Raw genomic sequence first — 12,542 nt, forward strand, 5'->3', positions numbered from 1 at the left:
TATTAGCGTGTCATGTCCGGAGGGCGATGGGGAACCCGGGGGTACCGAGGTACCGTCCGTCATGCATCCTCTCGCGTAGATTCCTTCGCCGATCGCGATAATGGAACCGCCGACGGAACCTCGATCCCGGCGCGAAGAACAACGATACGGTCACGGGCAAGAAAAGGGTGGGGATCATGATCGGTAGAGCACGGCCAGCGCCGGAGTTGCCGGCCTGGCCGCAGTACTCCGACGAGGAGCGCGGTGGTCTGATCCGGGCGTTGGAACAGGGCCAGTGGTGGCGCATGGGCGGCAGTGAGGTCGACACTTTCGAGCGGGAATTCGCTGCCTACCACGGGGCCGGCTACGCCCTCGCCGTAACCAACGGGACGCACGCGTTGGAGCTCGCGTTGCAGGTCCTGGGGGTCGGACCCGGCAGTGAGGTCATCGTGCCGGCGTTCACCTTCATCTCCTCCTCGCAGGCGGCCCAGCGCCTCGGCGCGGTGGCCGTGCCGGTCGACATCGACCCGGGCACGTACTGCATCGGGGTCACCGCCGCGGCGGCCGCGGTGACCCCGCGCACTCGGGCGATCATGCCGGTGCATATGGCGGGCCAGGTCTGCGACATGGACGCCCTGGCGAAGCTGTCCGCGGATGCCGGGGTTCCGCTGATCCAGGACGCGGCGCACGCGCACGGTGCGCAGTGGCAGGGTAAGAAGCTCGGCGAGCTGGGCTCGGTGGCGGCGTTCAGCTTCCAGAACGGCAAGCTCATGACCGCCGGCGAGGGCGGCGCCGTCACCTTCCCCGACGCCGAGCTGTACGAACTCGGCTTCCTGCGGCACAGTTGCGGGCGGCCACGCACGGACCGCCGGTACCTCCACCAGACCTCCGGGTCGAATTTCCGGCTCAACGAGTTCTCCGCCGCGGTCCTGCGTGCCCARCTCGGCCGCCTGGCCGGCCAGATTGACACGCGTGAGGAGCGCTGGCCGGTGCTGGCGGGCGCGCTTGCCGACATCCCGGGTGTCGTCCCGCAGGGCCGCGACGACCGGTGTGACCGCAATCCGCACTACATGGCGATGTTCCGGTTGCCCGGGTTCAGTGAGGAGCGCCGCAACGCGTTCGTCGACGCCCTTGTGGACCGCGGGCTGCCCGCTTTCGCCGCGTTCCGGGCGATCTACCGGTCCAACGGCTTCTGGGAGACCGGTGCCCCGGACGAAACGGTGGACGAGATCGCGAAGCGCTGCCCGAACACCGAGGCGATCAGCGCGGACGGCGTCTGGCTGCACCATCGGACGTTGCTCGGCACCGAAGAACAGATGCACCAGGTCGCGGCCATCGTGGCCGAGACCCTGGCCGAGCTGTGAGCCGAGGCGAGACCGGCAACCCCACGCGGACTCCGCTGCGGGTCGCCGTGGTGGGGCTGGGCTGGGCCGGCCGGTCGATCTGGCTTCCCCGGCTGCGAGAACACCCGGAGTTCGTCGTGGTCACGGCCGTCGATTCCGATTCCGGGGCCCGCCGGGCGGCGGCCGGGGCCGACCCGGGCCTGGCCGTGCTCGCCGACGTCGACGAGATCGACCGGACTCAGGTCGACCTCGCGGTCGTGGCGGTGCCCAACCACCGGCACGCCGAGATCGCAGCCCGGCTGCTGAGCGCCGGTATTCCGGTTTTCCTGGAGAAGCCGGTGTGCCTGAGCTCGGCCGAGGCCGACCGGCTCGCGGCGGCCGAGCGCGCGGGCGACACCATCCTGCTCGCTGGGAGCGCCGCGCGGTACCGGGCGGATGTCAGCCGGCTCTACGAGCTCGCCGACGGGCTCGGTGCCATCCGGCACGTCGATCTCGCCTGGATCCGGGCCCGGGGCATTCCCGACGCCGGTGGCTGGTTCACCCGGCGGGACCTCTCCGGCGGCGGAGCCCTGGTAGACCTCGGCTGGCACCTGCTCGACACCCTCACCCCGCTGCTGGGCAGCGTCCGTTTCCAGCAGGTGGTCGGGACGATCTCGGACGACTTCGTCAGCGACGGCTCCTGGGCGGCCTCCTGGCGTCACGACGATGGCACCGGGCCGGCTGTCGGCGTCGGCGGTGACGTCGAGGACACCGCACGTGGCTTCCTGGTCACCGAGAACGGGGTCTCGGTGTCGTTGCGGGCGAGCTGGGCCTCGCACGAGGCCCGGGACGTCACCCTGATCAACGTCGAGGGTGCCGCGGGCACCGCGTCGCTGCGCTGCACGTTCGGTTTCGGTCCAAACCGGCAGGATCGTTCGGTTCTGACCCGCACCCGGGCCGGCGAGACCGTGGCGGTGCCTGTGCCCGACGAACCGATCGGAACGGAGTACCGCCGCCAGCTCGATGAACTGCCCGCGCTGCTGGCGGATCCCGCGTCCCGGGGGCGGGCGATCGAGGAGGTCCGCCCGACGATCGCCGCCATCGAGAGGTTCTACGACTCCGCGCGCTCGCACCGGTCCGTCGCGCCGCTCGCGCACGCGACTCGCTGAGGTCACGCATCCACGACCTGTGTCACGACCTGTGTCACGAATATCGAACGGCACCCAACGTCGAGCCCGGGGGGGCACGTGGGAACTGAGCTGAAACCCTGGTCGGCCATGACCACCACCGGGACCGGTGCGGGGACGACCATCGGGACCGGTGCGGCGTCCGGAACACGGAAACGTGCGGTCATCTTCGATCTCGACGGGGTGCTGGTCGACAGCTTCGGAGTGATGCGGCAGGCGTTCACGATCGCCTACGCCGAGGTCGTGGGTCCCGGCGAGCCCCCGTTCGAGCAGTACAACCGGCACCTGGGACGCTACTTCCCGGACATCATGCGGATTATGAATTTGCCGCTGGAGATGGAGGAGCCGTTCGTCCGCGAGAGCTATCGGCTGGCCCACCAGGTGGTGCTCTTCGAAGGGGTCGCCGCGCTGCTGCGGAGCCTGCACGAGCGCGGCCTCGGGCTCGCGGTCGCCACCGGCAAGGCGGGTCCACGGGCCCGGCACCTGCTGGGTGAGCTCGACATTCTGCCGATCTTCGATTATGTCATCGGCTCTGATGAGATCGCCCGTCCCAAGCCGGCGCCGGACATCGTGAACCGGGCACTTGAGCTGTTGGGCGTGGCGCCGAATGAGGCGATGATGATCGGGGACGCGGTCGCCGACCTGGAGAGCGCGCGTGCGGCCGGCGTGATGGCGGTGGCCGCGCTGTGGGGCGAGGCGGACGGCGCCGAGCTGGTCGCGGCCGGGCCGGACGCGGTGCTGCGCCGGCCCGCGGAGTTGCTGTCCCTTCTCCGGCCGCACCCGGTCGAACCCGCCGGCACCGCCGGTGTCCCCGCGGCTCAGGCCAGCCGGCCGATCCTCGCCGGCGACTGAGCCGCCAGGAGCGCTCCGAACAGGGAGGACAGGCCGCCCAGCAACGCTGGGCGGACGGGCGCGGGCGGATGTCCCGGACGGGCAAGGGTCTGGGCGTGCTCGGCGACCGCCCGCGGAAATCCAGGCAGGCCGGCCGCGAACCCGCCGCCGACCACCGCCATCGCGGGATGCAGCAGTTCGGTCAGCCCGATGACGGCCGTGGCGATCGCCGCGGCACTCTCGCCCACCGTCCGCACCGCCCAKGCGTCGGCCGCGAGCCAGGCTGCGCGCAGTTCGGCGAAGGTCACCTCCGCACCACGCCGCTGGGTGGCCCGGCGCAGGGTGGCCGGCCCGGACGCGGTTGCCTGCACACATCCGCGGCGGCCGCAGTCGCAGCTGGGCCCGTCGGACGAGATGATCAGATGTCCGATCTCGCTGGAGCCGCGACCGGGCCCCGGGCAGGACCGGCCGCCGAGCACGATCCCGCCGCCGACGCCCGTCCCGACTCCCAGGTAGACCACGTTCTCACAGCCGGCCGCGTCCGCCTCTGCGAGCGCGGCCAGATCGCCGTCGTCGCCGCAGACCACGGTGCTGCCCGGCAGCAGATCCCGCAGCGCGGCGCCGAGGTCGAGCCCGGTCCAGGCCGGCCGGCCCGGCCATGTTGTGACCCGGCCGGYGGCGTCGATGGTCGCGGGCATCGCCACGCCGACGGCGTCAACCCGACCGCCCCATCGGGCAGTCAGCGCGGCAACGTGTGCGGCGAGATCGTCGATGTCCTGGGTGGCGGTCGCCGACGGCGACCACTGGAAGGTTGTCTCCACCGGCCTGACGGGACCCTCCGGTCCGCTCGGCCTGCTCGGGCCGATCTGCTCGTCGCCTCCCATCGGGTTCGTCCCGGCCTGTGCGGCCCCGGCCTGTGCTGTCCTGGCCTGTGCTGTCCTGGCCTGTGCCGTCCCGGCCTGTGCGGCCTCGATGCGCAGCGCGACCTTGGTGCCGCCCACGTCGATACCCAGACAGCCGGTTGGGGATGGTGCACGCATGAGCCCTCGCAGGTCGTCAGGCGGGTGCCGCCGGGACGAGATCGAAGAACGAGCGGTAGAAGCCGATCTGGTGGGCGAGCATGTGGATGCCCGGATGGGTCGGCAGGCCGAGTGCGGCCGCGGCCCGCAGCAGGCGGGTGTYGGGCGGTTTCATGATGATGTCCGCCACGACGCAGCCCGCCGCGAGCCCATCCGGCGGGAAGGGGAGCGGATCGTTCGGACGCAGGCCGAGCGGCGTGGCGTTCACCGCGAGATCGACATCGTGCAGCAGGGGTGTCGCGACGCCGACGGCGCGGTCCGGCCAATGCTCGTCGAGGCGGGCGAGCAGGCCGTCGCGCTTCTCCCGATCCGGATCGTAGATCGACAGCCGTGTGCTGCCGGCGTCGAGCAGCGCGGCCGCGATGGCGCTGCCGGCGCCGCCCGCGCCCAGTAGCGAGACCCGCGTTCCGGCCACCGGACGTCCGGCGGCCGTCAGTCCCCGGACGAATCCCGCTCCGTCGAAGTTGTCGGCCTGCCAGCGCCCGGACGGGCCGCGGCGCAGTGCGTTGGCGCTCCCGCTGATCGCGGCCGCCGGACTGCGTTCGTCGGCAAGGGCGCAGGCGGCGGCCTTGTGCGGAATCGTGATCAGGATGCCGTCCAGGTTCTCGATGCGCCGGAGTCCATCGAGCACGGCGGGGAAGTCCGCCTGCCGGGCGTGCACCGGTACGAGGACGGCGTCAAGCCCGAGTTCGTCGAACAGCGGATTGAGTAACGACGGCGCCTGTACCTGTTCGACGGGATCCCCGACGACGGCGAACAGACGGGTGGCGCCCGTGACAGCATGCGCGGCCGGTGGCACGGGCGTCAGGCCAGCGGCCCGCGCGGCATGTCGCCGAGCGTCTTCATGACCAGGTCCTCCGGAATGTCGCCCACCAGCTGTGGGCCGTCCGCACCGTCGAGCACGAAGGTGAGGCCGGTGTTCGTCGACTTCTTGTCCAGACGCATCACGGCGACGAGTTCGGCGGCGTCCGCCTCGGTGGGCAGGGCCGTCGGCAGCCCGTAGCCGCGGACCACGTCCAGGTGCTCGCGGACCCGATCGTCCCCGATCCGGCCGAGCTCCCCGGCGAGACGGCCGGCGAACACGGTGCCGATCGCCACCGCCTCACCGTGGCGCAGCACGAAGTCGGTGACGCGCTCCAGGGCATGCCCCAGGGTGTGGCCGTAGTTGAGGATGTGGCGCAGGCTTGAGTCCCGTTCGTCCCGAGCGACGACGGCGGCCTTGAGCGCCACGCTGGCGGTGATCTGCTCCGTCACCGGCAGACCGCGCAGGTCCCMGGTGCCGATGAAGTGGGCCCGCGCGATCTCGCCGTAGCCGTTGATMCACTCCCGCCGGGGCAGGGTCCGCAGGTGGTCGGTGTCGCAGAGGACGGCGCTGGGTTGCCAGTAGGCACCGAGGAGGTTCTTGCCGGCGGGCAGGTTCACCGCCGTCTTCCCGCCGACGCTCGCGTCCACCTGGGCGAGCAGGGATGTCGGGAGGTGTACCACCGCCACGCCGCGGTGGTACAATGCCGCGGCGAGCCCGACGACGTCCGTGGTGGTTCCCCCGCCGCAGGAGATGACGACGTCCGACCGGGTCAGCCCGAAAGCCGCGAACCGGCCGCAGAGCGCCTCGACGTTCGACAGGTTCTTGTCCGCCTCGCCGTCCCGTGCGGCCAGCCGCAGTACCGGCACGCCCGGGTCGGGAACCGCGTCCTGCGGCCGCGCCGAGACGATGACGGCCCGCCGGGCGCCGATCCGCGCGACGATGTCGGGMAGGATTCGGCGGACCCCGGGACCGATATCGATCGGATAGCTGCGTGAGCCGAGGTCCACCGAGACCCGTCGATGATCGGCGGTGATCTGCTCGATCGGACTCGTCCGCTGTGCTGTGAGCATGCCCGTCACGGTGTGCCTTCCGGATCCGCGGTCGCGTGCTGGCGCCTGCCTGGTGCCTTGCGGTGGTTCTGCACGGGGCCGCCCCGGCAATTCTGCCGTGCCCGGCAGTCGCACCCTTCCGCCGGGTCGGGTGTGAGCCATCGCACTTCCTCCTTCCGTGCGTCTTCGTCGCTCCCGYGCGCCACCGACGCCCCGCGTGGGTCGGTGCCCCCGCGTGGATCCGCACCCCGCACGAATTGGTGCATGGTGCACGCAGAGTAGGGTCGTGTGGTGGGTTCAGACGACGGCGCGAGGCTCGCGACAGCGCTCGGACTTCTCCTGACCCGGCCGAACCGGACGCGTCTGTTCGGGGAGTTGCTCTCCTCGGCGGACGTCGGACTCGACGAGGCTGTCTACCCCGTGCTCAACGGTCTGGCCCGTACGGGCCCGACCACGGCGCGCAAGCTGAGCATGGAGATCGGCATCGACCGTTCGGTGGTGAGCCGGCACAGTGATCGTCTCGAGGCGCTCGGGTTGCTGCGCCGTTCGGCCGATCCCGATGACGCCCGCGCGGTCCGCCTGACGCTCACCGACGAGGGCCGGGCCGCCATCGATCGCTCTCGGCGTCGGCTGGCCGACGTCTTCCAGCGCATGCTCGACGACTGGCCCGCCGAGGACGCGCGTGCCTTCGTCGCCGGCATGGAACGCTTTGTCGCGGAGCATCTTGCCGGTCGGGACCGGTGACCAGGCCGAACCAGGGCAGCGGACGGGGGAAGATTGCAACCTTCGTCGCCATCGCGACGACGCTCATCGGTGTGATCATCGGGATTGCCGTTCACGGCTCCTGACGGCTTGGCCTTTTCTGGTTCGAGGAACGGGTGACGGGTGTTGTCAACGGATGTTGTCAACGAGTGTTGTTAATGCTTCATCTCTCGACGCCGGCGGTTTGGAGGTTCTCGCCTTTACGCTGGCTGCTAGTGACGGGGGAGATGCGCACGGCAACATAGCGGCGCCCGCGGAACATCGGAAGGCCCGTACCTGCAGGGAGGCCGCCCGGCTCGGGGGGTGCCGGGCGGYCTCGATTGATGATGACATTTGGATGGCCGCCAGGACAAGCCCGCGAGGACGGCAGGTTTCGGACAGTGATCACCAACCGTTCTGTCCGGCACCCCCGGGGATGAGTTCGATCAGTAGTCCGGAACCCGCGTCGAGATAGGCCCGTCGCGGGTTCCGAGCGTCCGGCCGGAGTTGCTCGACCAGGCATCCCGCGGCGACCGCCCGGTGCAGGCACGCCGGCAGGTCGTCGACCTCGTAGCCGATGGAGAACAACCCCTCGCCACGTTGGTCGAGAATTTCCCGCCCTGTCCACGGCCGCTCGCCGGGTTCCACCAGCTCGACCAGGCTGCTGCCGAAGCGRCCGAACGCGATCCGGACGTCCTCGATCATGATCGGTCGATCGCGCCAGACGGCGGGGCCGGAGACGACCCGCGACTCCCACGCATCGACCCCGAGGGAGACGGCATACCGTTCCCGGGCAGCGTCGAGGTCCGCGACGAGGATGCCGAGATGGTGGAACGTCAGCTCGCCCAGCATCTCCTCGATGACCCGTGCCGCCAGCAGGGCGCAGGCCGGTGAATGGGGCGTGGTGCGGACGGACGACGACGCCGGATCCGGCGTCGTCCGGATCCAGTCCTCCCGATTCTGGATGATTGTCTCCATCACCGCGGCTCCCTCCATGCCCCTGGCCCAGGCAGAGGGCGAGGGCGCCGATCGTATCGCCGTCCTCCGTCCTCCCTGCTCTCGCCGTTCTGCGGGCTGTTCTCGCCGTTCCGCGGGTGCCGTCGATCAGGACGATCCCGTCGCGGATGGAGGCGGGATGGCCCCGACCCTCAGCGGCCCGACCTTTAGAGGGTTGCCGGAGTGGGCACCCCACCCGTGCGGGTGAGCAGGTCGTCGAGGTCGTACTCGTACCAGCGGCGGAGCGGCTCGGGGGAACTCGTGCGCCCCCACTCGTACATGCGGCGCTGGGCTTCGAAGGAGCCGTCGTGCCAGCGGCGCAGCACATCGCCSAGCCGGAGCGGAGCGGGGAGGAAGTCGGCGCCGCCCAGCAGAGTGGCGAGCCGTTCGACGGCGGCGGCCGGGGCCAGCCGGCCGGCCTCGACCTCGTCCATCACGGCGCTGAGCGAGTCGAAGAAGGGCTGGAATTCCGGCAGATCGGGGCAGAAAGTGCCCAGATGTGGCGCGTCGAGCAGGCGGTCGAACAGCGCCGGATCGCCCTTTTCCAGATAGCCGAAGTAGGTTCCGACGATCCGGGAGATGCCCATGTTCCAGCCCAGGAACCACACCTTCGACCACGCCCGCCACAGGTCGAAGTCGCGGAACGAGACATAGGAGCCGTGTACGAGCTTGTCATTGACGTCCAGGATCGTCTGGTTGAGCGTGTCGATGTGGCCGAAGCGTTCCGCCGAGAAGTCGTCGTCGGCGAGGGCCTCTATCAGGGTTGGTGCGAGRGCGTAGATGACCTGCATGGTGTTGGCCATGCCACGGGAGAACAGCGCGTCGATCGCCCCGGCTGCGTGGGACATCATCGCCCAGCGGTCACCGACCGTCCGCGAGCTGGAGTACTGGGTGCGACCGGTGGAGATCCAGTCCCAGGCGGGCCGKGCACCGGCGAACTGGCGCGCGATACTGGGGAACCGCTCAAGATAAGCGTTCCATTCCTGCTCGGCGGGTACMGAGGGATCCCTGGGGAAGCGTCGCGAGTCGAGGTTGAGCCCGACGCTRCACAGTGGGTTGGTGGCCCGCTGGTGATTGTCGAACGGGATCACCCACAGCCAGCCGCCGTCGAACAGATGGTGCAGGGTGCCTTGGTGCCACAGCGACGGCTGCCCGCTCGKGAGGGTCACCTCGTCGAAGGGGGTGACCCCCACCATGTGGGTGAACAGGGTGCGGGAGTTCGTCCGGAACCGGCAGGGATCCTCTCGCAGGGCGAACTGGTTCRCCAACACGGAGTTGCGTCCTGAGGCGTCGACGACGTAGCGAACGCGGATCCGTTCGCCGGCCCCTGTCGTCAGCGTCGCGGCGTCGTCGGCGAAGTCGACTTTTTCCACCATCGTGCGTTGCCGCGGTTCGGCTCCGTAACGGACGGCCGTATAGAAGAGGTAAGCATCGATGTCCTGGCGGTGCATGTRCATTTCCGGGCCGTTCGGAAACTCCGAAACGCTGCACTGAGTGACCTCTTCGGGGTTCTGGAGCGCACCCTCGTGGTGGTAGACGAATCCGAAGTTGCGCTTCACTCCGCAGGCCGAGGTGACGTGGGAGCGGACGCCCTCKAAGCTGCTCACATGGCCGAGCTCGGGGACGTCGAACCGCTGGGCGAGCAACTTCAGCAGATAGGTCGTCTCACCGATGGTCGACTCCCCGAGCGCGAAACGTGGATGCGTGCCACTGTCAATCAGAACCACGCGGTGACCGTGTCGGGCGAGGATATTGGCCAGCGTCGAGCCGGCGATGCCGCTACCGAGGATGGCAACCGAATAGTCGTACCCGCTCATTGCGTGACTCCTTGGACGCCGCTATCCGAGGTGGCCGACTGCATCCGCCRCACTCCTTAAAGGATCACAATCAGCACAACCAGTACACAACGATGTACTGAACCACCTCTACGGCCTCTGGTCCCAGTAAGCGGTATATCGATGCCGATGGGTAATCAAGATTCCTGAATCGGAAGTTTGAGTTATATGCCGGATTTGAAACATTTGCGCTATAATGCCCTGATGTCTGGGCCCGTCGGCGGGCCCGCCACGTGCGAAGAAGCGATGCGGGTCCCCGCCGTCGCCGAGCGAACCGTGAATCGCTTATTTCTCCGTTGTTTTAGCGTTAGGTGGAGGTCTGGATCGGCCGTCCACTGATCGTGAACGAGTCGAGCAGCGTGGACTCCCCGTTCCACCGGTACCGTTCATCCGGGGTCCCCGTGGGTGCGCCGGGCCAGACGAGCAGGTGGACGAGCCCGTAGCAGAGCAGGGTCGGCGCGGCGGCGACCGAGCCCAGCCGTCTCACCGCGACGGCGAACGCCGGGGAGTCGTAGGGGCGGCCGAGGCTCACGGCGCCCGTCGGCCGGGCACGGTGGCGCGCGGGATGGCCATGGATTCGATCGTCATGACGTCGGCATCCTCGGCGATGTGCGGCTCGGTCGGGGCGTCGGTGATCGTGGTCGCGCCGGCTTCGGCCGCGGCAGCCAGCACGGCGGCGGCGAGGACGGGATCGAGTTCCACCGGAACGGTCCGCAGATCGAGCAGGCAGCATCCCTGCTCCACCCGGCCCAACACGGACGGCTCGCCCTGGCGCAGGGGGGCGGCGATGACTGCGTCCAGGGCCACCGCGGCGCTTGGCAGCTCCGGGCCGAAGCCGCCGAACCCTCTGATCGTCAGACCACTCTCCGGGCCCGCCGGGGCCATGCCGTCTTCGTCTCGTGCGCCCTCGCGCCGGTGGCCGCCCGATCGACGGAATGCGGCGTCGTTCGGCAGCGGCGACGATCCACCCCCGCCACCGTCAACGACCGCACGACTCGCCACAGCCGAGGCTGCGATGCCCGAACGCCGTAGCCACGCGGCGAGCGTCTCGGCCCGCGTCGTCAGCCGTTCCGGTCGGGCGTGCAACGCCTGCCTGACCGGGGAGTCGGGATGGCTGAGGGTGGCTTCCAGCGCGGCGAGTGTGAGCTTTCCGACCCGCATTGCCCGGGCCATCGGATGCCGACGTATCCGGTCGATCAGGTCGGCGCGTCCCAGCAGCAGGCCGCACTGAGGCCCGCCGAGCAGCTTGTCCGCGCTGGTCGTGACCACGTTGACGCCGAAGCCGAGCCAGGTCGTGACGTCGGGTTCATCGGCGAGGAGCGGCTCGGGGTGTAGCAGCCCGGAGCCGCAGTCACCGACGAGGGGGATCTCGAAATCGGCGCAGAGCGCGGCAAGATCGTTGATCGCAGGGGTGTCAGTCAGCCCCACCACCTGATAGCTGGACGGATGCACGTGCAGCACGAGCCCGGTCTCCGGCCCGATCGCGTCGGCGTAGTCCCCGAGCGTCGTGCGGTTGGTGGTGCCGACCTCCCGCAGTCGAGCCCCGGTGCAGACCAGCAGTTCGGGCAGCCGGAACCCGTCCGCCGTCTCCACCAGCTCCCCGCGGCTCACCACGATCTCCCGCCGCCCGGCCAGCGCCGTCACCGCGAGGATCAGCCCTGCCGCGTTGTTGTTGACGATGTGCACGCCCGCCGCCGCGGGCACCGCGGCTGCCAACGCGGCCAGGGTGGTACGTCCTCGTCGTCCTCGCCGTCCGGTCCCGAGGTCAAGCTCGAGGTCGGTCGTGCCGGCTGCCAGGTCGAGGGCCGCGCGGGCGGCCGCGGACAGGGGAGCTCGGCCGAGCCCTCCGTGGAGCAGGACGCCGGTAGCGTTGATTACTGGGCGCAGTCCGGTGGCGGCGCGGGCGAGCGTCATCGGTGTCGCTACCGGCGTCGTCGGGCTGTCCTGGGCCGGGGATGCGAACAGACTTGTACGATCAATCACTCTCGGTGAAGCTAGTGCTCCTCCTCGTGGGATTCCGGACCTGGCCGGGACGGCGGCGTGGCCTGTTGGGTGTCTGCCCCTGCTGGGTGCCTGTAGGATCGGCCCGCTGCCCGCACGGCTCTGGCCGTCCTTTCGATGATCAAAGCGGCGCATGGTCAGGCCTCGGACCTTCGGTCACCCGGACGGCCCCCCGCCCAGATTGATCGTCGGCCAGGGTGGATCGTCGACACTGAAGATGAGGGCGACGTCGGTGTCGGAGACGAAATCGACGAGCCGTGCCCCCGCCGGTAGCAGAGCCAGCGCGTGACGGAGCTCCGCGGCGCTCGATCCTTCCTCAGCGGAGATGATGTGCCGCGAGCGGACCCCGCAGGCGAGGTCGGCAGGCGGCGGTGCAGCGCCGGAGGGCCGGGACGCGGAGCGCCCCACGCTGGAGAGCGCGGCGCTGGACAACAGAGCGGCGAGCCGGTGCGCCTCGTCCGGCACGRGATGCGCGACGCAGAGAACGTCGAGCAGGGCCGACTGGGTGCGGAGAACGACGACCGGGGTTCTCCGCGGGACGCTGGGCTGCGTTCCCACGGTGATGACCGTGCCGTCGATCCGGCCGATGAAGGTGATGACGTCCGGGGGAGTGTCATCCGGGGTCCGGGGCGGGGTCCGGGGCGGGGTCCGGGGCGGGTCGATGTCCATGCGTAGACGCTCTCATCGGGCAGCTCGTCATCCCATCCCGCGCGGCGG

At 69.9% G+C, this 12,542-nt stretch carries 12 protein-coding genes; 4 read left to right on the top strand and 8 right to left on the bottom strand.

Annotated features, from left to right (window positions below; all coding sequences use genetic code 11):
* Positions 1-176 precede the first annotated feature (176 nt).
* The 3 genes from Manayef4_RS14135 to Manayef4_RS14145 all read left to right on the top strand — a co-directional run bounded on the left by Manayef4_RS14135 (position 177) and on the right by Manayef4_RS14145 (position 3,340).
* The gene (locus Manayef4_RS14135) at positions 177-1,343 is read left to right on the top strand and encodes a DegT/DnrJ/EryC1/StrS family aminotransferase (RefSeq protein ID WP_023839849.1); all 1,167 of its coding nucleotides are present in this window, start codon (positions 177-179) and stop codon (positions 1,341-1,343) included.
* On the top strand, positions 1,340-2,470 hold the full coding sequence (locus tag Manayef4_RS14140; RefSeq protein ID WP_023839848.1) for a Gfo/Idh/MocA family oxidoreductase: 1,131 nt from the start codon (positions 1,340-1,342) through the stop codon (positions 2,468-2,470). Before Manayef4_RS14135 ends, Manayef4_RS14140 begins: the two co-directional genes overlap by 4 nt.
* A gap of 108 nt (positions 2,471-2,578) precedes the next feature.
* Positions 2,579-3,340 carry an HAD-IA family hydrolase gene (locus Manayef4_RS14145; RefSeq protein WP_023839847.1) on the top strand — a complete coding sequence of 254 codons (762 nt, stop codon included), beginning with the start codon at positions 2,579-2,581 and terminating at the stop codon, positions 3,338-3,340.
* Here Manayef4_RS14145 and Manayef4_RS14150 read toward each other — a convergent pair.
* From Manayef4_RS14150 to Manayef4_RS14160, 3 genes are read right to left on the bottom strand one after another with little or no spacing between them, the layout of a single operon-like run.
* Entirely contained in the window at positions 3,307-4,359 is a 1,053-nt protein-coding gene (locus Manayef4_RS14150; protein WP_070131905.1) for an ROK family protein, read from the bottom strand. The two genes, Manayef4_RS14145 and Manayef4_RS14150, sit on opposite strands and share 34 nt — an antisense overlap.
* Positions 4,360-4,375: 16 nt before the next feature.
* Positions 4,376-5,197, bottom strand: a complete 822-nt coding sequence (locus tag Manayef4_RS14155) for a shikimate dehydrogenase (RefSeq protein ID WP_070131906.1) — start codon at positions 5,195-5,197, stop codon at positions 4,376-4,378.
* A 5-nt stretch (positions 5,198-5,202) separates the two neighbouring features.
* A complete protein-coding gene (locus tag Manayef4_RS14160; RefSeq protein WP_070131907.1) occupies positions 5,203-6,273 on the bottom strand; it encodes a 3-dehydroquinate synthase family protein in 1,071 nt (356 codons plus the stop codon).
* A gap of 270 nt (positions 6,274-6,543) precedes the next feature.
* Here Manayef4_RS14160 and Manayef4_RS14165 point away from each other — a divergent pair, with 270 nt between their 5' ends.
* Complete coding sequence (locus tag Manayef4_RS14165; protein ID WP_011434900.1) at positions 6,544-6,996, top strand: MarR family transcriptional regulator; 453 nt, start codon at positions 6,544-6,546, stop codon at positions 6,994-6,996.
* A gap of 402 nt (positions 6,997-7,398) precedes the next feature.
* On the opposite strand, the gene Manayef4_RS14170 is transcribed toward Manayef4_RS14165, so the two are convergent.
* The 5 genes from Manayef4_RS14170 to Manayef4_RS14190 form a co-directional block, all read right to left on the bottom strand.
* Complete coding sequence (locus Manayef4_RS14170) at positions 7,399-7,971, bottom strand: VOC family protein (RefSeq protein WP_108913486.1); 573 nt, start codon at positions 7,969-7,971, stop codon at positions 7,399-7,401.
* 185 nt (positions 7,972-8,156) lie between these two features.
* Positions 8,157-9,806, bottom strand: coding sequence for a tryptophan 7-halogenase (locus Manayef4_RS14175; RefSeq protein WP_070131908.1), 1,650 nt, complete (start codon positions 9,804-9,806; stop codon positions 8,157-8,159).
* Between the two features lie 325 nt (positions 9,807-10,131).
* Complete coding sequence (locus Manayef4_RS14180) at positions 10,132-10,356, bottom strand: hypothetical protein (RefSeq protein WP_070131909.1); 225 nt, start codon at positions 10,354-10,356, stop codon at positions 10,132-10,134.
* Positions 10,353-11,738 carry an L-seryl-tRNA(Sec) selenium transferase gene (gene selA / locus Manayef4_RS14185; protein ID WP_254665655.1) on the bottom strand — a complete coding sequence of 462 codons (1,386 nt, stop codon included), beginning with the start codon at positions 11,736-11,738 and terminating at the stop codon, positions 10,353-10,355. Before selA ends, Manayef4_RS14180 begins: the two co-directional genes overlap by 4 nt.
* A 243-nt stretch (positions 11,739-11,981) precedes the next feature.
* Positions 11,982-12,494, bottom strand: a complete 513-nt coding sequence (locus Manayef4_RS14190; RefSeq protein WP_070131911.1) for a hypothetical protein — start codon at positions 12,492-12,494, stop codon at positions 11,982-11,984.
* Positions 12,495-12,542: the final 48 nt, after the last annotated feature.

Origin of the sequence: Frankia sp. CgMI4 (assembly GCF_001756285.1) — a bacterium.
Classification (GTDB): Bacteria; Actinomycetota; Actinomycetes; order Frankiales; family Frankiaceae; genus Frankia; species Frankia casuarinae.